The organism is Streptomyces sp. NPDC018029 (genome assembly GCF_044327655.1).
In the GTDB taxonomy this organism is placed as follows: Bacteria; Actinomycetota; Actinomycetes; order Streptomycetales; family Streptomycetaceae; genus Streptomyces.
Window position 1 is genome coordinate 297544 of the sequence record NZ_JBIRFV010000003.1, and the last position, 20718, is coordinate 318261.

18 protein-coding genes are annotated in these 20718 nt (G+C 72.9%); 10 read left to right on the forward strand and 8 right to left on the reverse strand.

What is annotated here, in order from left to right; genetic code table 11:
- Positions 1-10: 10 nt before the first annotated feature.
- Positions 11-2641, reverse strand: a complete 2631-nt coding sequence (locus ACH4D5_RS09975; RefSeq protein WP_398300448.1) for an FG-GAP-like repeat-containing protein — start codon at positions 2639-2641, stop codon at positions 11-13.
- Between the two features lie 199 nt (positions 2642-2840).
- On the opposite strand from ACH4D5_RS09975, the gene ACH4D5_RS09980 reads away from it, so the two are divergent.
- From ACH4D5_RS09980 to ACH4D5_RS10000, 5 genes are all read left to right on the forward strand, one after another.
- Positions 2841-3686 (forward strand): hypothetical protein, encoded by an 846-nt coding sequence (locus ACH4D5_RS09980; protein WP_398300450.1) that lies wholly within the window; start codon positions 2841-2843, stop codon positions 3684-3686.
- 117 nt (positions 3687-3803) lie between these two features.
- Positions 3804-4445 carry an RNA polymerase sigma factor gene (locus ACH4D5_RS09985; RefSeq protein ID WP_398300452.1) on the forward strand — a complete coding sequence of 214 codons (642 nt, stop codon included), beginning with the start codon at positions 3804-3806 and terminating at the stop codon, positions 4443-4445.
- Positions 4442-5263 carry a hypothetical protein gene (locus ACH4D5_RS09990; protein ID WP_398300454.1) on the forward strand — a complete coding sequence of 274 codons (822 nt, stop codon included), beginning with the start codon at positions 4442-4444 and terminating at the stop codon, positions 5261-5263. The genes ACH4D5_RS09985 and ACH4D5_RS09990 overlap by 4 nt, the downstream gene beginning before the upstream one ends.
- An 890-nt stretch (positions 5264-6153) precedes the next feature.
- Positions 6154-6819, forward strand: a complete 666-nt coding sequence (locus ACH4D5_RS09995) for an RNA polymerase sigma factor (RefSeq protein WP_398300456.1) — start codon at positions 6154-6156, stop codon at positions 6817-6819.
- Positions 6819-8039, forward strand: coding sequence for a hypothetical protein (locus ACH4D5_RS10000; RefSeq protein WP_398300458.1), 1221 nt, complete (start codon positions 6819-6821; stop codon positions 8037-8039). The genes ACH4D5_RS09995 and ACH4D5_RS10000 overlap by 1 nt, the downstream gene beginning before the upstream one ends.
- Positions 8040-8270: 231 nt before the next feature.
- On the opposite strand, the gene ACH4D5_RS10005 is transcribed toward ACH4D5_RS10000, so the two are convergent.
- A complete protein-coding gene (locus ACH4D5_RS10005) occupies positions 8271-9119 on the reverse strand; it encodes a L,D-transpeptidase family protein (protein ID WP_398301406.1) in 849 nt (282 codons plus the stop codon).
- 108 nt (positions 9120-9227) lie between these two features.
- Between ACH4D5_RS10005 and ACH4D5_RS10010 the strand changes: the two genes are divergently transcribed.
- On the forward strand, positions 9228-10811 hold the full coding sequence (locus ACH4D5_RS10010; RefSeq protein ID WP_398300460.1) for a methylmalonyl-CoA mutase: 1584 nt from the start codon (positions 9228-9230) through the stop codon (positions 10809-10811).
- A gap of 111 nt (positions 10812-10922) precedes the next feature.
- Entirely contained in the window at positions 10923-11585 is a 663-nt protein-coding gene (gene leuE / locus ACH4D5_RS10015) for a leucine efflux protein LeuE (protein WP_398300462.1), read from the forward strand.
- Between the two features lie 38 nt (positions 11586-11623).
- On the opposite strand, the gene ACH4D5_RS10020 is transcribed toward leuE, so the two are convergent.
- The gene (locus ACH4D5_RS10020; protein WP_398301408.1) at positions 11624-12025 is read right to left on the reverse strand and encodes a MerR family transcriptional regulator; all 402 of its coding nucleotides are present in this window, start codon (positions 12023-12025) and stop codon (positions 11624-11626) included.
- Positions 12026-12073: 48 nt separating this feature from the next.
- Here ACH4D5_RS10020 and ACH4D5_RS10025 point away from each other — a divergent pair, with 48 nt between their 5' ends.
- Positions 12074-13003: an NAD(P)-dependent oxidoreductase gene (locus tag ACH4D5_RS10025; protein WP_398300464.1), complete on the forward strand. Its 930-nt coding sequence runs from the start codon at positions 12074-12076 to the stop codon at positions 13001-13003.
- 3 nt (positions 13004-13006) lie between these two features.
- Here ACH4D5_RS10025 and ACH4D5_RS10030 read toward each other — a convergent pair whose 3' ends face one another.
- Together ACH4D5_RS10030 and ACH4D5_RS10035 are read right to left on the reverse strand one after the other, a co-directional pair.
- On the reverse strand, positions 13007-13474 hold the full coding sequence (locus ACH4D5_RS10030; RefSeq protein WP_398300466.1) for a MarR family winged helix-turn-helix transcriptional regulator: 468 nt from the start codon (positions 13472-13474) through the stop codon (positions 13007-13009).
- Between the two features lie 34 nt (positions 13475-13508).
- Positions 13509-14975 (reverse strand): FAD-dependent monooxygenase, encoded by a 1467-nt coding sequence (locus ACH4D5_RS10035; protein ID WP_398300468.1) that lies wholly within the window; start codon positions 14973-14975, stop codon positions 13509-13511.
- Positions 14976-15013: 38 nt separating this feature from the next.
- Between ACH4D5_RS10035 and ACH4D5_RS10040 the strand changes: the two genes are divergently transcribed.
- Positions 15014-15673 carry a TetR/AcrR family transcriptional regulator C-terminal domain-containing protein gene (locus tag ACH4D5_RS10040; protein ID WP_398300470.1) on the forward strand — a complete coding sequence of 220 codons (660 nt, stop codon included), beginning with the start codon at positions 15014-15016 and terminating at the stop codon, positions 15671-15673.
- Here the strand turns inward: ACH4D5_RS10040 and ACH4D5_RS10045 are convergent.
- The 3 genes from ACH4D5_RS10045 to ACH4D5_RS10055 are packed head-to-tail and all read right to left on the reverse strand — an operon-like array spanning position 15654 to position 19185.
- Positions 15654-16823, reverse strand: coding sequence for an acyltransferase family protein (locus ACH4D5_RS10045; protein WP_398300472.1), 1170 nt, complete (start codon positions 16821-16823; stop codon positions 15654-15656). The two genes, ACH4D5_RS10040 and ACH4D5_RS10045, sit on opposite strands and share 20 nt — an antisense overlap.
- The gene (locus tag ACH4D5_RS10050; protein ID WP_398300474.1) at positions 16820-18208 is read right to left on the reverse strand and encodes a polysialyltransferase family glycosyltransferase; all 1389 of its coding nucleotides are present in this window, start codon (positions 18206-18208) and stop codon (positions 16820-16822) included. Before ACH4D5_RS10050 ends, ACH4D5_RS10045 begins: the two co-directional genes overlap by 4 nt.
- Positions 18208-19185 carry a glycosyltransferase family 2 protein gene (locus tag ACH4D5_RS10055; protein ID WP_398300476.1) on the reverse strand — a complete coding sequence of 326 codons (978 nt, stop codon included), beginning with the start codon at positions 19183-19185 and terminating at the stop codon, positions 18208-18210. The genes ACH4D5_RS10050 and ACH4D5_RS10055 overlap by 1 nt, the downstream gene beginning before the upstream one ends.
- A gap of 198 nt (positions 19186-19383) precedes the next feature.
- Between ACH4D5_RS10055 and ACH4D5_RS10060 the strand changes: the two genes are divergently transcribed.
- Complete coding sequence (locus ACH4D5_RS10060; RefSeq protein WP_398300478.1) at positions 19384-20715, forward strand: DUF6716 putative glycosyltransferase; 1332 nt, start codon at positions 19384-19386, stop codon at positions 20713-20715.
- Positions 20716-20718 lie beyond the last annotated feature (3 nt).

Genomic DNA, 20718 nt, shown 5'->3' on the forward strand with positions numbered 1-20718 from the left:
TGCGGGACCGCTACGGCGTCAGCGCCTGGCCCAGCTTGGCCCCGGCCGGGGTCCCCAGCAACGTACGCCCGTAATAGACGCCGCTCCCGCCGGGGACGCCCGAAGCGGTGCTGTCCAGCTGGAGGATCGTGCCGTCGCCGGAGTCCTCGCCCTCGGCGCCGATGGCCAGGTCGGCGCGGCCGGAGCCGGACAGGTCGGCCAGCGTCACCGAGGTGCCGAGCCGGTCGCCCGTCTCCGTGGACCCCGGCACGTCGGGCTCGTCCTGGGAGAAGGCCTTCGCGCCCGTGCCGGTGAGGCCGGACGCGGAGCCCTTGAGGAGGAGCGAGGTGCCCGCGTCCTTGCGGTTGGTGCCGGCGCGGGTGATGTCCTCGCCGGGCGCGCCGGTGAGGACGTCCGCGTAGCCGTCGGCGTTGTAGTCGCCCGCCGCGACCGACCAGCCCATGGCGTCGCCCGCCTCGGCCGCGCCGACGACGCCGGACGTCGCCTGGTGGACCGTCTTCATGCCGGTCGTCGTGAAGCCCGTCGACGTGCCGGGGACCACCGTGACCTGGCCGCCCGCGTGGGCGCCCGACTCGGAGGTGTACGGCTGGCCGATGACGAGGTCGTCGTAGCCGTTGCCGTTGACGTCGCCCACGGCGACCGAGCGGCCGCCGGGCACGGAGAGCACGCCGACCCGGCTCAGCCCCGACCTGCCGCCCCTGAACCAGGCGACCTTGCCCTTGCCCGCCTGGTCGCGGTAGGTCAGCGCCACGTCCGCGTAACCGTCGCGGTTGAAGTCGCCGGACGCGGCGTCGGGGTAGGCGATCGCGGTGTCGCCCGGGGTGAGGCTGCCGCCCGACGCGTGGTCGGCGTCGAGCCGCGCGGCCCACGAGCCGCCGGTGCCGGTCGCCGCGGCGAAGACGTCCGCCTTGCCGTCGGCGTTGAAGTCGCCGGACGCGACCGCCGCGCCGAACCGGGCGCCGGGGTAGTGGAAGTCGGCGGAGAGCTGCATGTCCGTGCCGGACGTGAACTTCGGGCCGTACAGCATCGTGACCGCGCCGCGGTCCTTGTGGCCCGACGAGTCGTCCTCGCCGGGGGCGCCGATGACGAGGTCCGCGTGACCGTCGCCGTTCAGATCGCCCCACGCCGTGGCCGCGCCCCAGTCGTCGCCGGTCTCGGAGTTGCCGGGGACACCGGGACTGGTCTGCGTCAGCGAGATCTTCGAGGCGCCCACCGGGCCGTCCACGCCGCCGGGCACGACCGTCACGCGGCCGCGGTTCGACGACGCCTTCGGGGTGCCGGCGATCAGGTCCGTGATGCCGTCGCGGTTGTAGTCGCCCGTCGGTACGGCGGAGTTGCGGCCCGCGCTGCCCGCGTACCGGCGTATCTCACCGAGCTTGGCGTACAGGTTCTTGCCGGGGTAGGCGGTCGTGGCGCCGTCGCGGTGGCCCGAGATGGTGTTGAGCGAGGCCCGCTCGTCCTTCTTCCACACGCCGGTGTCCTCGGACGCGGTCAGCGTGACCTTGCCGGCCGGGTCGCCCGCGTACTGGCCGAGCTTCCAGGCCGCCACACGCGCCACCGACTCCAGGGCGGCGCGGGTCGGCCGGCCCGCGGCCCTGCCCGTCGCCGGGTCGCCCTCGAAGTCGCCGAGGACGGCGATGCCCGTCGAGTCGCCGTCGAAGCCGGCGGTGTGGGCGCCGCGGACGGGCACGTCGATGCCGCCGCCGCGGCCCTCGAATATCTGGCCGCACTTGTCCACGAGGAAGTTGTAGCCGAGGTCGTTCTGGCCCTCGGTCTCCACCTGGTACGTCATGAGGCCGCGCACCAGCGACGCGGACTGGGCGCAGCTGTAGTCGTTCGTGCCGGCCGTGTGGTGGACGAAGACGGCCTTGACCTTGTCGATGTACTCCGGCGGGTCCGTGACGGCGGACTCGTCGGCGCCCCAGGCCGACCGGCTGATCACGGGCGGCCTGGTGACCGTGGACGGCGGGGGTGTCGGCCCGGCGTCGGGGGCGCGGGTGTCGGCGTCGGCCGCGAAGGCGACGGGGGTCATCGCGGTGGCGGTGCCCTTCGCCGCGGTACCGCCGTCGAGTGACGGGTTCCGCGCCTCCTTGGGCGTCACGCCCGGGTCCACGAGGTTGACCTCAAGTCCCTTGGGCAGCCCGGCACTCGACGAGCCGTCGGCCGCGACGACGCGGGCCTCCACGCCGTCCGACGGGCCGACCCAGAGCGGGTCGGACGCGACCCGCGCGCCCGCCTTGCTCCTTTGCGGAGGATGCGGCTCCAGATCGAGCGACCGCCAGCCGCTCCACGCGCCGGACCCGATGGCGCGCGTGCGCACCTGCGCCGTGCCCGCCGGCTCCTTGGCGGCACCGCTCCAGGAGACACCGAGGAGCGAGAACTGCTCGGTCGACGTGCGCGGCAGTGCGCGCTTCGTCGCGCCGTCGGCCGTCAGCGTCAGGTCGTGCACGCTCGCCGGGCGCTCGGCACGCGGATCGGCCCCGGGGCCCTCCCCGTTGCTCGGGCCGGCCGTCGCGTACGTCACCGCACCTGCGCCGCCCAGCACGACGGCCCCGATCGTCAGCCACGCCCTGCGCTTGTGACTCAGCGGCCTGTACGCATGGGTGGTACGGGCCTTTTCACGCGGTTTGCGCGGGATCAATTGCCCCACTCCTCAACGAATTTCAGGTGAACCAAGTCCGTACGACCGGCGGAGGGGCCAAAGGGTTGTAGCGGGGAGGGTGATTTGTCGCGTGATGTATCCCGCATGCGGAGGGTGTGACATCGGGGCGGGCGGGCGCGCTGGGGGATGTGACAGTTGTGACATGGGGACATGGGTGGGGGATCGGGTGGGAGAACGCATGGCGGGCCGTGCCGGGACCGGCGGACGGTGGGTGCGGGGTGCCGCGCTCTGCGTCGCGGTGGGCGCGGTCGCGGGCGGGCTCACGTCCTGCGGCACGGAACGCGAAGTGACGTACTCCGGAGGCACCTTGGAGGACGTCGTGCCCGCCGACGAGGCACGCGGCAAGGAGCTCTCCGGCGAGGCCATGAAGCTGCTCCGCGACGCGGAATCGGTGCGCATCGCCGTCGACATGCCCACCCCGCGGGGCCGTCAGAAGGTGTCGCTGCACATGGACCGCGACAACAACTGCACGGGCTCCTTCGACGCGGGCCCGATGCAGCGCGGCGACCTCATCATGATCGGGGGCGGCTCGACCTACGTACGCTTCAGCGACGAGTCGCTGCAGGCGATCCGTGAGATGGCGGCGAGCCGGGGCCCCGAGACCGCGGCGCGCGTCCAGGAGCGGACGGCGCTGGCGCGCGGAAAGTACCTGAAGATACCGACGGGCGCCGCCGCCGGCCCCTCGATGCCGGTGAACAGCTGCGACCTCGACAAGATCACCAGCGCGATGCCCGGCAGCCCCGGCCCGGACGACGTCGTCAAGGCACAGCCGAAGACCCGGCGTTACGGCGAGGACGTCACCCCGCTCGTCGAGCACGAGGACGACAGCGAGACGGCCGTGTACGTGGCCGCGGAAGGCAAGCCGTACCTCCTCGGCCTGGAGGCGGAGAAGGACGGCGGGACGATGCGGATGCGGCTGTCCGAGTACGGCGAGCCGGTTGCGGCGGTGGCCCCGGCGCCGGGGCAGACGATCGACATCTCGGAGATCGGCCCCGGGGGCGGCGGAGGCCTCTTCGAGGTGTGAGGTCTCCGGCAGGTGGCCGTCCGCCGACGCGCTGTGACATTTCCGCGCCCGGCGACGCTGGTGACCGTGGAGGCACGGGCGCGGTGCACCGTGCCGAGACGGGCGGATGGGAGCGGGTTGGGCCAGGGTGGGGGACCCCGTCGAGCACAGGCGTACGACGAGGAGCTGGGCAGGGCCGTAGCAGCGGCCCAGGAGGGCGACGAGGCCGCGTTCGCGGTCGCGTACCGCCTTGTCCAGCCAGGACTCGTGGGCTATCTGCGCGGCCTCGTCGGCACGGACGGCGAGACCGCGGAGGACGTCGCCGCCGAGGCGTGGCTGGAGATCGCCAGGGACCTCGGGCGGTTCCGTGGGGACGGGGCGGGTTTCCGCGGCTGGACCGCGACGATCGCCCGGCACCGGGCCTTCGACCATCTGCGCCGTCAGAAGGCGCGGCCGCGCCCCACCGCGCTGGAACAGGACGTGCTCGAACTGCCGGGCCCGCACAGCACGCCGGCGTCGGCCCTGGAGGCGATCTCGACGGAACGGGTGCTCGCCCTGGTCGCCACGCTGCCGCGCGACCAGGCGGAAGCGGTGCTGCTGCGGGTGGTCGTCGGGCTCGACGGCCCGACGGCGGCGCGCGTCCTCGGCAAGCGCCCGGGGGCGGTCCGGACGGCCGCGTACCGGGGGCTGAGGAAGCTGGGGGAGCGGCTCGGGATCGACGGTGCGACGCCCGACGGTGTGACGGATGACGGCTCCGGCACGCTGGGGGAGTCGAGATGAACGCAGACGACGCCGCCGGCCCCGGCGGCAAGCCGCCCCCGCCCCCTTCCCTCACCGCCACGCACGAGCTGCTCGAGGCTGCCGTGCGGGCCGGCGCGTACGCCGAGGTCGACACGGACGCGCAGCGCGAGGCGGTCGCGGCGTTCCGGGCGGCCCGCGACGAGGGCGCGCACCGCCGGGCGAGGACGCGTCGCCGCGACGACTGGCGCCCGCGCGAGGACCGCCGGAGCCGGATGTCGCTCCGGGCGGCCGGGGGCGTGGTGCTGGCGGGCGGCCTGCTCGGCGGGGTGGCCCTCGCAGGCGCGGGCACGATCTCCGACCCCCCGCCCCCACACGACCACCCCACCCCGGCCCCGTCGTCCCCCCACTCCCCGACCTCCGAGGGAGGCACCCGCCCCGGCCTCCTCCCCGGCACGGCCGAAACCGGTGAGAAGCCGAGGACGAAACCGAAGAGCAAGGACGACACCACGGAAAGGCCCCCCGCCCCCGGCAGGTCCCGGGACAAGGACAAGGACAAGGACCCGGGCAAGGACCACACGGAGAAGAGGGACAAGAAGCCCACCGCCCCGGACACCGGGACCAAAAAGACCAGCAACCCGAAGGGCAAGCCCCAGACGGGGGAGAAGGCCGGGGGCAAGGCAAAGGCTGAGGGCGGACGCAAGGGGAAGGCCGAGGTCGGGGGCAAGGCGAAGGCCAAGGCCGGGGGTAAGGCGGAAGCTAAGGCCCGGGGCAAGACGGAAGCCGGGGCCGGGCATGAGGCGAAGCCCGGGGCCGGGGGCAAGGCGGGGCGCAAGGCGGACGCCAGGGGCGGGGACTAGGCGAACGCCGAGGGCGGGCACACAAGGCGGAGCCCGGGGCAGGGGGGGCAAGGCGAAGGCCGAGGGCGCACGCAAGGCGAAGGCCAAGGCCGGGGATAGGCGGAAGCAAGGCCCGGGGCAAGACGGAAGCCGAGGGCGGGGACTAGGCGAACGCCAAGGTGGGGCGCAAGGCGAATGCCAAGGGCGGGAAGAAGGCCAAGGTCGCGGTCAAGTGCAAGGCCGGGGGCGACGGTAAGCGGTAGGCGGGGTGGCTGGCGGAGCTGGTGTTGGTCGTCGCCGCAGGGGTCGATGGCGTCCCGGGCGTGTTCACCGGCACGGGCACGCCACGTCGGACGGCGTCCTGCGCAACCGGCGCGGCGAGCACCCGGGCCAGTCGGTCGGCCTGCGCAAGGCGCACGCCGAGGTCGGCCACAAGGGGAAGGCCGAGACCGGGGGCTAGGCGAACGCCGAGGGCGTGGACTAGGCGAAGCCCGAGGTCGGGCGGCCGGGGGCGAGGGGAAGCCGCTCGCGGGAAGAAGGGTGAGGGCGGGGCAGCGGTACGAGGTGGGCGGGGTGGTTGGGGTTGGGCGTTGGCGGGGGCGAGCGTGCCTCGGGTGTGGTCACCCGTGCGTTGTGGCGGACAGCGCGCGTGGTTGTTGATCGCGCCCCGCGAGAAGAACGTGCCCGGCCGGGGCCGCCACCCCCCACAGGAGAGGCCCCGGCCGGCACACGGTACGAACCGCGTGCGGTCCGTACTTCCTTCAGCGCCGCGGGTGCGTTTTCTGTCACACCGCGTTCTGTCACCTGGTAGTTGCGCGTTGTACAAACATGGACGTAGGCCTGTCCGAGCCCGTAGCGTGCTGCTTCGCGCCGGGGCCGGGCGCAGATCTCCGAGTGGCAGGATTGAGAGAGTGCTGGGGGACGACGCGGAGCTGACCGCCGCGGTGCTTGCGGCGCAGGACGGGGACGAGACCGCTTTCCGGACTGTGTACCGCGCCGTGCACCCGCGGCTGTTGGGATACGTACGCACGCTGGTCGCCGACCCGGACGCCGAGGACGTCGCCTCCGAGGCCTGGCTGCAGATAGCGCGCGACCTCGACCGGTTCAGCGGTGACGCGGACCGGTTCCGGGGCTGGGCGGCGCGCATCGCGCGGAACCGCGCCCTCGATCACATACGCATGCGGGGCCGCCGCCCCGCCGTGGGCGGCGACGAGTCGGAGCTGACCGGCAAGCCGGGCGACGCGGACACCGCGGGCGAGGCGATGGAGTCCCTCGCCACCGGCGACGCGCTCGCCCTGATAGCCCGGCTCCCGCAGGACCAGGCGGAGGCCGTCGTGCTCCGCGTCGTCGTCGGTCTCGACGCGAAGAGCGCCGCGCAGACCCTCGGCAAGCGCCCCGGAGCCGTCCGCACGGCGGCGCACCGGGGCCTCAAGCGCCTCGCCGAGCTGCTCGGTTCGGAGGGCGCGGACCCCAAGGACGCGCTCGACGCCGTACCGCCTCAGAGAGAGCCGCGCGGCTGCGCGGTGACGTCCGCCGGTGTGACGCAATGGCGTTCGCGGACGCAGAAGGACATGTGATGGCCGACGAGCAGCACCAGTGGCTGGACCGCGACGCGGCGGAGCGTTTGCTGCGCGGGGAGCCCCTCGAAGGCATCGGCCCTCACGACCGCGCGGAGGCCGACCGGCTGGCCCGGGCGCTCGCCGCGCTGGCCGCGCAGGACGGTGTCGGCGAGGTGGGGCGGGGGACGGAAGCCGTTGCCGGGTCCGTCGCCGAGTCCGTCGCCGAGGCGACCGCAGGGGTCGGCGCGGGCTCCGACATCGTTGCCGGTGAACTTCCGGGCGAGGCCGCGGCGTTGGCCGCGTTCCGGACCGCTCGGGATGCCCGGGCCGCCCAGGACGCCCGCGTCGAGAGCGCGGGGACCGTGCGGGGCGGCGGTTCCAGGACCGCGCCGTACGCGACGGCCGCCCACGAGGCGGCCGCCGGCGAGACCGTACGTCTGGGACGTGCCGGAAACCGTCCCAGCCCCAGCCGCTGGGGCCGCCCCGTCCGGTTCGGGATCGCCGCGGCCCTCGCGGCCTGCATGGCCGGCGGTGTCGCCGTGGCCGCGGGTACGGGCGTGCTGCCCTCGCCGTTCGGTACGCACGGTGACCCGGGCCCCGCCGCCTCCGTGTCGCCGGCCACCACACCGGAGGAGGCGACGGCCACCCCCACTCCGTCGGACGACGCGGGTGAGCCGTCCGAGGACGTGGTTCCGGACGCGAGCACGGCCCCCGACGACGAGCCGACGTCACGGGAGCCGGCGTCGACTCCGCCGCCGGAGGCCGAGGCGGGCGGCGCGCACACCGACGCCCCGCGGCAGCCGAGCGGTGACAGGACGCCGCGCGGCGACGAGGCGAGGACGTGGTACCGCAAGGTGGTGACCGCCTGCCGCGCCTACCGCAGCGGTGAGCTCCAGGGCGACAAGCGCCGCCGCCTGGAGGAGGCCGCCAAGGGACCGGCGCGCGTGGAGGCGTTCTGCGGCCGGATTCTGGGCGGCCCGGGCAGCGGCGGCCACCAAGGCGGCGGCCATCAGGGTGACGGGAACGGCAACGGCGGCGGTGGCGGTCAGGGCGGTGGCGGCGGCCACGGTGGCGACGACGGGCAGAACGGCGACGGAGGAAACGGCTCGGGCGGCGACGAGGACGGCGGCTCGGGCGGCGACACCGGGGGCGCCCCGGTCCCGCCCCCCATGTCCACGCCCTCAACCCCTCACCAGACCCCCAAGCCGTCCCGCAGCGCCCTCCCGCACCTTCCGTAGCCCGGGTCACCCGCCTCCAGGACCTCCCGTGACCCGGGCTTCCCGCAGGGGTGTGACGTTTTTCGAGCAGGAGACGCAGTAAGTAGTGAGCCGACTGGTCATCGGCCCACGCACGAGCCGGGGGTTCCCCCCGTACCTTCGGCTCCGTGCCCTCGGCGTGGGCGGGATACGTTCCCCCGATCCCGCCCACGCCGCTTTTCCCGGAGCACCCGGAGAGCCCGGAAAACCTGATCACTTGTAGATGACGACCCGGTCGCCGTTCCGTACCTGCGCGAACAAGCTCGCGATCTTCTTCTCGTCCCGGACGTTCACACAGCCGTGCGACGCGCCCGCGTACCCCGTGGCCGCGAAGTCCGACGAGTAGTGGACGGCCTGGCCGCCGCTGAAGAACATCGCGTACGGCATGGCCGTGTCGTAGAGCGTCGAGACGTGGTGCCGCGACTTCCAGTAGACGGTGAAGGCGCCCTCGCGGGTCGGCGTGTACTGCGAGCCGAACCGCACGTCCATTGTCGACACCGCCCTGCCGTCGATCATCCACGTCAGGGTGCGGCTGCTCTTGGCGATGCACAGGACCCGGCCGGTCAGGCACCGCTTGTCCGGCGCGGCCGCCGGGATGCCGCCGCCCGCGTACCGCTCGTACCGTGTCGGCTCGCGCGTCATGGCGAGCAGCCGCCGCCAGGTGACCGTGTCCGTGTCACCCGTGGCGGGCAGCCCCCGCTTGGCCTGGAAGCCCTTGACCGCGCCGACGGTGTGGGCCCCGTACGTCCCCGTCGGGTTCTCGTGGAACCAGGCGATCTGCCGCAGCCTGGCCTGCAGCTCCCGCACCTGCCCGGACCTGTCGCCCGCCCGCATGAGCGTCCTGGGAGGGACGGCGGGCGCGGCGGGCGCGGCCGATGAGGCGGGCGGGGCGGACGCGGCGTCGGGAGGGGCGGACGGGGCTGACGTCGCCGGGTGCGTCGGTCTCCCCGCTCCGGCGTCCGCGCCGCCCGGCTTCCCGTCCGTGTCCACCGCGACCGCCTTGCACCCCGCCGTCAGCACCAGCACCGCCACGGCCCCCACCGCTATCGCGCTCCTGCCCATCACGCCCCCGCGTTCCTAGACGACTCACGGCACACGACTCATGACTCTGGAAGTGTTTCCCGGTTTGCCGCGAGTGACGCGTCCCGCGCGCGGGCGCAAGCTGGAGGCATGACACACGAGTCGGAGTCAGGACTGCCCATCGAACCCGTGTACGGCCCCGAGGCCCTGTCGGGCTGGGACCCGGCGGAGCGGCTCGGCGCCCCCGGCGCGTACCCCTACACGCGCGGCGTCTACCCCACGATGTACACCGGCCGCCCCTGGACGATGCGCCAGTACGCGGGCTTCGGCACCGCCGCCGAGTCCAACGCCCGCTACCGGCAGCTGATCGAGCACGGCACGACCGGCCTCTCCGTCGCCTTCGACCTGCCGACGCAGATGGGCCACGACTCCGACGCCCCGATCGCGAGCGGCGAGGTCGGCAAGGTCGGTGTCGCGGTCGACTCGGTCGAGGACATGCGCGTCCTGTTCGGCGGGATCCCGCTGGACAAGGTCTCCACGTCGATGACGATCAACGCCCCCGCCGCGCCGCTGCTCCTCCTGTACCAACTGGTCGCCGAGGAACAGGGCATCCCGTCCGACAAGCTGACCGGCACGATCCAGAACGACGTGCTGAAGGAGTACATCGCACGCGGCACGTACATCTTCCCGCCGCAGCCCTCGCTGCGCCTGGTCGCGGACACCTTCCGGTACTGCGGGGCCGAGATCCCGAAGTGGAACACCATCTCCATCTCCGGCTACCACATGGCCGAGGCGGGCGCCTCGCCCGCGCAGGAGATCGCCTTCACCCTCGCCGACGGCATCGAGTACGTCCGTACGGCGGTCGCGGCCGGCCTGGACGTGGACGACTTCGCGCCGCGCCTCTCCTTCTTCTTCGTGGCGCGTACGACGTTCCTGGAGGAGGTCGCCAAGTTCCGCGCGGCCAGGCGCATGTGGGCCAGGATCATGCGGGAGGAGTTCGGCGCGCGGAACCCCAAGTCGCTGATGCTCCGCTTCCACACGCAGACGGCCGGCGTCCAGCTCACCGCCCAGCAGCCGGAGCTGAACCTCGTCCGGGTCGCCGTCCAGGGCCTCGGCGCGGTCCTCGGCGGCACGCAGTCGCTCCACACCAACTCCTTCGACGAGGCCATCGCCCTCCCCACCGACAAGTCGGCCCGGCTCGCGCTGCGCACCCAGCAGGTCCTCGCGTACGAGACGGACGTGACGGCGACCGTCGACCCCTTCGCGGGGTCGTACGTCATGGAGAGGATGACCAACGACGTCGAGGAGGCGGCCCTCGCCCTCATGCGGCGCGTCGAGGACCTCGGCGGGGCGGTGCACGCCATCGAGCAGGGTTTCCAGAAGGCCGAGATCGAGCGCAACGCGTACCGCATCGCGCAGGAGACGGACAGCGGCGACCGCGTCGTGGTCGGCGTCAACCGCTACCGGCTCGACGAGGAGGAGCCGTACGAACCGCTGCGCGTCGACCCCGCCATCGAGGCCCAGCAGGCCGCCCGCCTGGCCCGGCTGCGCGCGGAGCGGGACGGCGCGGCGGTGAGCGCCGCCCTGGCCGCGCTCCAGGAGGCGGCGAAGGAGGAGGGCGCCAATGTGCTGTACCCGATGAAGGAGGCGCTCCGGGCGCGGGCCACGGTGGGCGAGGTGTGCGACGCGCTGCGGGAGGTGTGGGGGGTGTATGTCCCGACGGACGCGTTCTGACGTACGGGCACGTTGTGGCGGCCTGTAGGCGGTTCTGAAGCCTGAAATCCCGGCCGTCCGTCACACGGACACCCCTGTCCCCGTCCCGCACACCCGTGCGAGACTCCCGCCATGCTGGGTGTCACCGATCTTCCGACCTATCTCGCGGGCCTCGTCCTGATCATCCTCCTGCCGGGGCCGAACTCGCTGTACGTGCTCTCCGTCGCCGCACGCCGCGGCGTCCGCACCGGCTACACCGCGGCCGCCGGCGTCTGGTGCGGCGACGCCGTCCTGATGACGCTCTCGGCGGCCGGCGTGGCCTCGCTGCTCCAGGCCAACGCCGTGCTGTTCGGGATCGTGAAGTACGCCGGTGCCGGCTATCTGACCTGGCTGGCGGTCGGCATGCTGCGGGCGGCGTGGGGCATGTGGCGGGCGCGGCGGGACCAGGCGGCCGAAGGGGGCCGGGCGGTGGACGACGGGGAAGCGGCCGCGGGGGAGCGGCCGTTCCGCAGGGCCCTGGTGATCAGTCTGCTCAACCCCAAGGCGATCCTCTTCTTCATCGCCTTCTTCGTGCAGTTCGTCGATCCGGGGTACGCCTATCCCGCACTGTCCTTCGTCGTGCTCGGCGTCCTGGCCCAGCTGGCGAGCTTCCTCTACCTGACGGCTCTGATCTTCAGCGGCACGAAGCTGGCGGCCGCCTTCCGCAGCCGCAAGCGGCTCTCGGCCGGGGCCACGTCGGCGGCGGGCGCGCTGTTCCTCGGGTTCGCGGCGAAGCTGTCGGTCAGCAGCGTGTGACGGTCGCCGCCGTCACGTCCCGATGACGGTCGCCGCCGTCACTGCCCTGTGACGGCGGCCCCCGTCAAGGGCGCGTAGCTGTCGCCGCCCATCCGGTCGGCCGCGTCGATGTACGTGGCGAGGGCTTCGCGGGACCGCGCGATCTTCTCCATCTGGTCGTCGAGGCGGCGCAGCCGCCCCCGCATCGCGGCCAGCAGCTCGGGGCACGCGGGCAGCCGCGGGGCCTCTCCGTCCGCGCAGGGCAGCACGTACGCGATGTCCTCGGAGGACAGCCCGGCGCCCAGCAGGTGCCGGATCTGCGTCACCCGGAGCACGGCACTCTCGTCGTACTCGCGGTACCCGTTCGCGCCGCGCTCCGCCTCCAGGAGGCCCTGGGCCTCGTAGTAGCGCAACTGGTGGGCGTTGACGCCCGTCCGGCGACCCAGTTCCCCGATCCGCATCGCACCTCGCTTGACCTTCATACCGGTATCAACGTTGACGATGCTGTCATGAACAACGAACCCGAGATCAACAATTCCGCCGCACACACATCCGCGCCCTCGTCCGCACCCGCGCCCGTGACCGTCATAGGACTCGGCCTCATGGGCCAGGCCCTCGCCGCCGCGTTCCTGAGAGCCGGGCACCCCACCACCGTGTGGAACCGCACCGCCGCCAAGGCCGGCCAACTCGTCGCGGACGGAGCCCACTTGGCAACGACCGTCGACGACGCGCTCAGGGCGAGCCCGCTGACGGTCATCTGTCTCACCGACTACGACGCCGTGCGCGAACTGCTCGGCGCGGCCGAACCCGCCCTCGACGGACAGACGTTGGTCAATCTGACCTCGGGCTCCTCCGCCCAGGCCAGGGAGGCCGCGCGGTGGGCCGGGAAGCGGGGCGCCCGCTATCTCGACGGCGCCATCATGGCTGTCCCGCCGGTCATCGGCACCGCCGACGCGGTGATCCTGCACAGCGGCCCCGCGGCGGACTTCGCGGCGCACGAGCCGGCCCTCGCCGCGCTCGGCACCGTCACCCACCTCGGCGAGGACCACGGCCTCGCGGCCCTGTACGACGTGGCCGGGCTCGCCATGATGTGGAGCGTCCTGAACGCCTGGCTCCAGGGCACCGCCCTGCTCAGGACGGCCGGCGTCGACGCCGCGACGTACGCGCCGTTCGCGCGGCAGATCGCCGCCGGCGTGGCCGAATGGCTGCCCGGGTACGCCGGGCAGATCGACGCCGGCGCCTTCCCCGCCGAGGTGTCGGCCCTGGAGACCGACGCGCGGGCCATGGCACACATGGTCGAGGAGAGCGAGGCCGCGGGCGTCGACGCCGAACTGCCGAAGCTGATCCAGGCGATGGCCGCCCGCGCGATCGCCGCCGGGCACGGCGCGGAGCAGTACCCCGTGCTGATCGAGGAGTTCAGCAGGCCCCGCGCCGTCTGACCGTCAGTGGTGCCAGGCGGAGCCGCCCACGTTGTGGATCATCCGCTGGAGGACCTTCAGCGTGCGCACGTAGTCCTCGTCGGTGATGCCCTCGTGGATCTCCGCGCGGACGGCCTTCTGCCGCTCGGCCACGCGGGCCTGGAGTGCGCGGCCGTCCTCGGTGAGGGCGATGCGGCCCGCGGAGTCCTCGGTGATCAGGCCGCGGTCGTGCAGGGCGTTGATGTTGTGGTGCAGGGCGCCCTCGCCGATCTCCAGGTAGCCCTTCAGCACCCCCACGACCTCGTCCCGCGGGCGGCCGTCCGGCGCGGGGACAAGCTGGCTGAGGACCCACCACTGGGGCTGGGTGAGGCCCATCTCGGCGAGCATGGTGCGGATGTGGTTGACGACGGCCGCACCTGCCGCCGAACTCCAGTAGCCGACGGGCTGGTTGACGAGGTCCTGGTCGCTGTGCGAGTACGCGAATGCTGTCATGTTCTTGAACGTAAAACCTCAAGTCCGCTTGAGGTCAAGCAGGAAAATGGGCTCGGGAGGGGGCACCGCACCGGGCCAGGTACGCGGCGAGGCCGCCCCGGGCGTCCGTCCCCGCCCAGCCCACGTACCCGTCGGGGCGGACGAGGAAGAGCCCCTTCCCGTACGGCTCGTACGCGGGAATGCCGTGCACGTGGACCAACTCCTCGTCCACCGAAGGCACTTCCGCGTCCGTGCCCACCGCGAGCAGCGTCCAGTGCGGGCCGCGGAACACGTCGAACAGCGTCCCGGCGCCGCACGGCCCGTCCGGCGCCCGGTCGCCCGCCCGCAGCGCCTCCTCGGGCAGGCCCTCGCGCGTCTCCACCGCCAGTGAAGCGTCGCGGTAGCCGATGCCGAGCTGCCGGGTGGCCGCCCCGCGCCGCGCCTCGCCGCGGTGGATGCGGGTGGACAGGCCCAGCATCCGCGCGGCGTTGGGCCGCCGCTCCTCCTCGTACGTGTCGAGGAGTGCCGCGGGCGCGCCGCGCCGGAGCACCGCGGCCAGCTTCCAGCCCAGGTTGTAGGCGTCCTGGACGCTGGTGTTCAGGCCCTGGCCGCCCGCGGGCGAGTGGATGTGCGCCGCGTCGCCGGCCAGGAAGACGCGGCCCTCGCGGAAGCGGTCCGCCAGCGCCGCGCGTGGCCGGAAGTCCGAGGACCAGCGGACCGCGGTCACGTCGTCGGCGCTCAGGTGCGTCCGGGCGGCGACGAGGTCGCGTACGCCCTGAAGGGAGAGGTCGGGCGTCACCCCGGCCGGGAACTGGGCCGTCAGCTGGAAGTCCTCGGTGCCGGCCAGCGGGCAGATCGCCGTGTAGAGGCCGGTGTCGTCGGCGGGCGGGAACATGTGCCAGTTGTCGCGGTCGAGCGCGGGGACGCGGATGTCCGCGACCAGGACCGGGTTCGGGTCCACGGTCTCGCCCGACATCGTGATGCCCAGCGCCCCGCGGAGGATGGAGCGGCCGCCGTCGGCCGCCACCACGTACGCCGCCCGTACGGCCGCGCCCGTGGACAGCCGGGCGGTGACCCCGTCGGCCTCCTGCGTCAGCTCCGTCACCTCCGCGCCGAAGACGACGTCGCCGCCGAGCTCCCGCAGGCGCGCCAGCAGGATCTCCTGGGTGCGCCACTGGGGGAGCATCCACGGCGCGGTGTACGGGGCGGTCTCCGTGGGTTCGGGTTCGTCGAACATCCGGTGCTCGCCCTGCCGTTCGCCGTCCCGCCACACCATCCCGACCGGGATGGGGCCGCCCGTCGCGAGCACCGCGCCGACCACGCCGAGGTCGTCGAAGACCTCCATCGTGCGGGGCTGAAGGCCCTTGCCGCGCGAGCCGGGGAAGAGAGTCGGGGCCCGCTCGACGACGAGGGCGGGCACCCCGCGCCGTGCGAGGTCGCAGGCGAGGGCAAGCCCGGTGGGACCCGCGCCCACGACGAGCACACCGGTCGTGTCGATTTCCTTAACGTCGTTAAGTGCCATGCTGACGAGGGTGCGCTTAACGGTGTTAAATTGTCAAGGTGGCTACGACGAAACTGGACCGGACCCGCGTGGCGCGCACCGCGCTCGACCTGCTGAACGAGACGGGACTCGAAGGGCTCACCCTGCGCGCCATCGCCCAGCGTCTCGACGTGAAGGCGCCCGCTCTGTACTGGCACTTCAAGGACAAGCAGGCGCTGCTCGACGAGATGGCGACCGAGATGATGCGGCGCATGGCCGAGGACTTCCTGTCCGCCCCTGCCGCCGACTGGCGGACGGCGCTCACCGCCGCGATGCGCGGCCTCCGCGCCCACCTGCTGCGCTACCGCGACGGCGCCAAGGTGTTCAGCGGCACGCGCTACACGGACCTGTCGTACGCGGCCCCCCTCGAAACCCATCTGCGGGCGCTCGGCGAGGCGGGATTCGCGCCGGCCGCGGCGACACGGGCCTGGTTCACCGTGTACAGCTACACGATCGGCTACGTCATCGAGGAGCAGGCCACGGGCCCGAACCGAGGCGGTGACGGCGAAGGCGACGACGGCTATGACCTCGCGGCGCGCGCCGAGCGCCTCGCCGCGTACCCGCTGGCGGCCGCGGCGGGCGAGGAGATGTTCCGCTCGCACGACCGCGGCTTCGAGGAGGGTCTGGCCGCGGTCGTGGCGGGGATCGGGGCGACGCTCGCTACTTCGGGCGAGCGGTAGCGGTGGTCAGGCTGCGGTTGAGGCCGTTGCGGATCAACGGGGTCAGCCGCTCCTCCACGTACCGGTTGAGGAGCCACGCGAGGACCAGCATCGTGGCGATCGTCAGGCCGAGCGTCGCGTACGACGGCAGCCCCAGGTGGCGGTGCAGCACCTCCACTGTCACCCAGCCCAGGTGCTCGTGCACCAGGTAGAAGGGGTACGTCAGAGCGCCGGCCACGGTCAGCCAGCGCCAGTTCGCCCGATCCAGGCGGCCGAGGGCGATCAGCAGCACCGCGGCGAAGCCCGCCGTCACCACCGCCATGATCCCGACCGATGAGCGGTACGAGAAGAAGTCCGGGTTCGGGGCGTGCCACAGCTGGTCGACCGCGTAGTGCTGGCCGATCAGCCAGCTCACGCCCGTGATGCCCCACGCCGTCAGGTCGCGGCGGTCGCGGTGGAGCAGGTAGATGCCGATGCCGCCGACGAAGAACGGCGCGTACTGCGGCATCAGGACCAGGTCGAGCAGCGGCTGGTCCGCGGCCTCCGCGACGGCCGCGGCCAGGGTCCACACCGCGCAGAACAGCACGACGCGCGCGCGGGTCGCGCCCGGCATGACCACACACAGCGCGAACAGCGCGTAGAAGCGCAGCTCGGCCCAGAGCGTCCAGCAGACGCCGAGCACCCGGTCCGCGCCGAGGGGCTGCTGCAGCATGGTGAGGTTGACCAGCGCGTCGCTGGGCGAGACGGCCTCGTACGCGACGGCGGGCAGCGCGAAGACAGCCGTCACCAGGACGATCGCCGCCCAGTACGAGGGCAGCAGGCGGGACGCCCGGGAGGCGAAGAACGAGCGCAGGGGCCTGCCCCAGCCGCTCATGCAGATGACGAAGCCGCTGATCACGAAGAAGATCTGGACGCCCAGGCAGCCGTACGCGAACCACTCACTGGCCGTCGGGAACTGCTGCTTCGGCGAGCTGCCCCAGGCCTCGGCTATCTCGCCGTCGCGGCCGCCGTAGTGATACGCGGCGACCATGAGAGCGGCGACGAGCCGCAGCCCGTCGAGGGCGCGCAGCCGGGGCTTCCCGCGGGCGGGCCGCGGGGCCGGAAGGGTGGGCGGCGCGGCGGATTCCGCCCCCGGTGAGAGCTTCGGGAGCGTTATGTCGGGGGAGGTCATCCGAGCGCGGTCCGCTTGAGCGAGCGCTGGACGGAACGGGCGCGGCGGGCGACGCGGCGGACGGCCGCGTTGCGCGGGATGAAGGCCAGCTGCGCGGGGACGGCACCGGGCAGCGCGAGCGCGGTGAGGCGGCGCCGCTTGAAGTAGCGCCAGGTGGCGGCCGAGAGGTGCCGCGCGAGGTAGCGCTCGGCGTCGGGGCGGAGCCGGGGGTAGATCTGCGGCTGCATCGCGAAGCCGACGGCCTTGAGGAGGTTCGTCAGCTCACCGGTGCCGAGGCCCGGTTGCTGCGCGGAGACAGCAGCTTGGTCGGTGAGTTCGGGCAGCAGGGCGTCGACGATCGTGACGGGGACGCGGTTGCTGTTCTGGTAGGGCGCGAGGCGCTCCAGGAGGAGGTCCGTGCCGGTGCGGGCGGCGGGCAGGCCGTAGAGCGCGGACGCCGTGATCAGGGCGGTGGAGAAGCAGCCGACGACGAGCGCGGGCCGCATCCGCTGGTAGAGGACCTCGGCGAGCACGGGGGTGTCGAGCACCGTCAGCTCGACGCCGATCGCCTGCGCCTCCTTCTCCAGGGCGCGCGACCAGCGGGCCGGCGCGGTGGGGTGGGGCTTGAACACCACGCGCGTGTGACCGAGTTGCGCGGCGCCGCGCACCATGCGGATGTGCAGCTCCTCCTCTTCCTCGGGGGTGAGGATGGAGAGGGCGGAGAGGTACTGGCCGAGGACGAGGGCGGGCGCCTCGATGTCCGGCAGCTGCACGGTGTTCTCGTCGTCCTCGTCCGCTTCGGCGAGTTCACCGAGCACCTTCACGAACGCCTCGGTCGGCACCACCTCCGGCTCCACCCCGAACTCGGTGAGGAGCAGCGGCGTGAGGCCCGGCACCAGGTCCAGGTGCAGCAGGCGCCGCACGCGGGTGCCGACCAGCGGGTCGAGCTTGTTGCGGGTCGGGCCGTAGCTCATCAGGCCGTCGGCGTAGACGTCGACGGGGACGCCGGTGAAGATCTGCGCGAGGGCGAGCGCCGGGTTGACCTGGATCGACTCGACGGCCAGCTCGACGGCGTCGTCACCGAGGCCCCAGAGCAGCCGGACGTAACGCTCCCACAGCACGACGTCGTCGCCGCGCGGGGCCCAGCCGCCCGGGTGGAAGGGGGCGATGGTCTCGTTCCAGGAGCGCACCTCGTCGAACCGGCCGCGCAGCCGCTCGAACCCGGGCATCTCGTCGAGGGGCGTCGTCGTCTCGGGCGTCGCCGCGTTGTTGCTGACCAGGAGGATGCGGCGGTCGGCGGGGCCGAAGCGGTCGGCGTCCAGGGCCGCGGCCAGCGTCGCGGCGCCGTACAGCGTGGACGCCAGGAAGATCTGCGTCGTACGGCGCGACGCCTGCGGGGTCGCCATTACGCGGCCACCTCCGCCGACGCCGGACGCCGGCGCAGCCTGCGCAGCCGGGTCGCCCGCTGGACGTCCATGGAGTCGAGCGCGTCGTCCAGAACGCCCTGCGGCATCCGCTTCAGCGCGGCCGCACTCATTGACTTCAATTTCCGCGCCACGGATGGCTCGAACCTTTCGATGGATCCCAAATGGTGGGAGATGATCGCGCAGTAGGTGCGCACGGCCTTCGGCAGGAGTTCGTCCGCGTCCCGGTCCGCCGCTGTTTCCCTTACGACCTGGTCGAATGCCTTGATGAAATCGAGCTGGCGTACGTCGCCGATCTGTGTCAGTGACGAGGCGACCCCGCGCCGGTAGAACACCCCGAGAAGACCGACCGCGGCGAAGGATTCCGCCTCCCGGTGCAGCCGCCAGATCCAGGGGCGGTCCTCCGCGGTGCGCAGGCCGTCGGTGAAGTGCAGCAGCCCCGCGTCGGCGAGCCTGCGGTGGTAGATGCCCGCCCACGCGTACGCGTAGTCGACGGACGTCGACCGGTCGGCGGGCAGTATCACGTCGCGCGGATTCAGCACGACGCCGCGCCTGCCGTGCGGGACACGGTGCACGGTGCGGGCCCGAGCGGTGCACTGCACATGGTCGGTGCGCACGAAGTCGCAGCCCAACTGCTCGATGGCCGCGACGAGTTGGGAGAAGTAGCCGGGCGCGAGCCAGTCGTCACCGTCCAGGAAGGTGAGGTACTCGCCACGCGCCGCGTCGAGGCCCGTGTTGCGGGCGGTCGCGAGACCGCCGTTCGTCTCATGTCTGAGGTGAACGGCGCCGGGAAGCTCGCGCGCCGCACGCTCCAGGATGTCCGGAGTCTCGTCGCGCGAGCAGTCGTCGACGAGAATGAATTCGAAGTCGTCACGTGCGTTCGCACGCAGACTCCTCAAGGTGTCGGGCGCGTATTGCTGCACGTTGTAGAACGGCACGATGACGGAGAGCTTAACCACGTGGGTGACGTTAGGTGTCGGCCCGTGATTCGTGTCGACCCGCAGCGGTATGCCAGGTGAACGACGCGTGGCGGAATGGTTAACCAGGCTGCCGTACGGGCTTTTCCAGGGCCGATTCGCCATTCGTCGGCGTGCTGTTAACCGTTTGTTGCACCTGAGTTGGGCCGCGAATCGAAATGCCTTCCTAGCGTCTGGGACGTGCAAGGAAGTCATCGAAACCCGCTGCGGGTCGCCGTGCTCGCCGACTCCGACACGCGATGGAAATGGGGCGCTCTCACAGCGAACCGCATCGTGTCGGACGGTCGGCTCAGCGGCTTCCTGCTCCGCGGCCGGGCCACTCCCACCCCCCGGCAGCTCGACGAAGTGGGCGTCAGCGCGGATTCGCTGCGCGAGGTCACCGCCGTCGAGTTCCTGCGCGAGATGGAGCGGGACGCACCCGACGTGATCGTGCTCGCCCTGGTGGGCGGGGCGGTCCAGGCGGTGCTGCACGGACTCGCCCGCGTCACGCAGGACGCCCGCCTCACCGGCGCAGGCAGGAAGCGGCCCGTCGTCGTCACCGGCTACGTCGGCGTCGTCTACGAGAAGCTCGCCGACGGCCTCCTCCTGCGGCACGGCGCGGACGTCGTCCTCGCCAACTCCCGCCAGGACGCGGAACGCTTCCGCGCGGTGTACGAAGGAGTGGGCGCCGATGCGTCGGCGGTGACCGAGGCCGCGCTGCCGTTCCTCGGCGGCGCGCCCTACACGAAGCACGACCCGTACACCGTCGTCTTCGCCGCCCAGCCCTCCGTGCCGGAGACCGCCGCACACCGCACCTACCTGCTGCGCCGCCTCGCCGAGCACGCCAGGCTGCACCCCGACCGCGAGGTCCTGCTCAAGCTGCGCAGCAAGCCCGGCGAGCACACCACGCACATCGAGGAGCTGCCCTACCAGAAGCTGGCGCAGCGGATCGACGGCGGCCTGCCCGCCAACTGCCGCCTCGTCTACGGCCACATGGGCGAGGTCCTCGACCGCACCGACCTCCTCGTCACCGTCAGCTCCACGGCCGCCCTCGAATCGCTGCACCGCCGCATCCCCACCGCCGTCCTCACCGACCTCGGGGTGCGCGAGGCACTCGGCAACCACCACTTCACCGGCTCCGGCTGCCTCGCCTCCTGGGACCAGCTGGACGCGGGCCACCTGCCCGAGCCCGACGAGAGGTGGCTGGCCCGGCAGGGCGTCGCCGCCGACGGGGCGTACGAGAACGCCTTCGACGCGGCACGCGAGCGCGTCACGGAGCTGCTCGCCGACGCGGCCGCCGGCGGGCTCCCGCCCATCGAGCCCTACTACAGCCTCACCACCGCCCGCGGCTATCTGCCCGGCATCCTCGCCCGCCACCACCTCGGCCCCGACGGCGCCCCGCTGCCGGGCGCCCCCACGCCCGGCAAGGACCCCGGCCCCGTACGGCAGATCGTGCGCCGCGCGGCCCGCGGCGCCTACCGCCACGGAGTGCAGCGCGTGGCCCCCGTCATCCGGCGGATGGGCGAGCTGTGAGCC

Coding starts and splice junctions, on each gene's coding strand:
- ACH4D5_RS10005 (WP_398301406.1), bottom strand. CDS start 9,119: ATGGGCAGGAGCGCGATAGCGGTGGGGGCCGTGGCGGTGCTGGTGCTG.
- ACH4D5_RS10030 (WP_398300466.1), bottom strand. CDS start 13,474: ATGACAGCATTCGCGTACTCGCACAGCGACCAGGACCTCGTCAACCAG.
- ACH4D5_RS10050 (WP_398300474.1), bottom strand. CDS start 18,208: ATGGCGACCCCGCAGGCGTCGCGCCGTACGACGCAGATCTTCCTGGCG.
- ACH4D5_RS10045 (WP_398300472.1), bottom strand. CDS start 16,823: ATGACCTCCCCCGACATAACGCTCCCGAAGCTCTCACCGGGGGCGGAA.
- ACH4D5_RS10010 (WP_398300460.1), top strand. CDS start 9,228: ATGACACACGAGTCGGAGTCAGGACTGCCCATCGAACCCGTGTACGGC.
- ACH4D5_RS09980 (WP_398300450.1), top strand. CDS start 2,841: ATGGCGGGCCGTGCCGGGACCGGCGGACGGTGGGTGCGGGGTGCCGCG.
- leuE (WP_398300462.1), top strand. CDS start 10,923: ATGCTGGGTGTCACCGATCTTCCGACCTATCTCGCGGGCCTCGTCCTG.
- ACH4D5_RS10020 (WP_398301408.1), bottom strand. CDS start 12,025: ATGCGGATCGGGGAACTGGGTCGCCGGACGGGCGTCAACGCCCACCAG.
- ACH4D5_RS09990 (WP_398300454.1), top strand. CDS start 4,442: ATGAACGCAGACGACGCCGCCGGCCCCGGCGGCAAGCCGCCCCCGCCC.
- ACH4D5_RS10000 (WP_398300458.1), top strand. CDS start 6,819: ATGGCCGACGAGCAGCACCAGTGGCTGGACCGCGACGCGGCGGAGCGT.
- ACH4D5_RS10035 (WP_398300468.1), bottom strand. CDS start 14,975: ATGGCACTTAACGACGTTAAGGAAATCGACACGACCGGTGTGCTCGTC.
- ACH4D5_RS10025 (WP_398300464.1), top strand. CDS start 12,074: ATGAACAACGAACCCGAGATCAACAATTCCGCCGCACACACATCCGCG.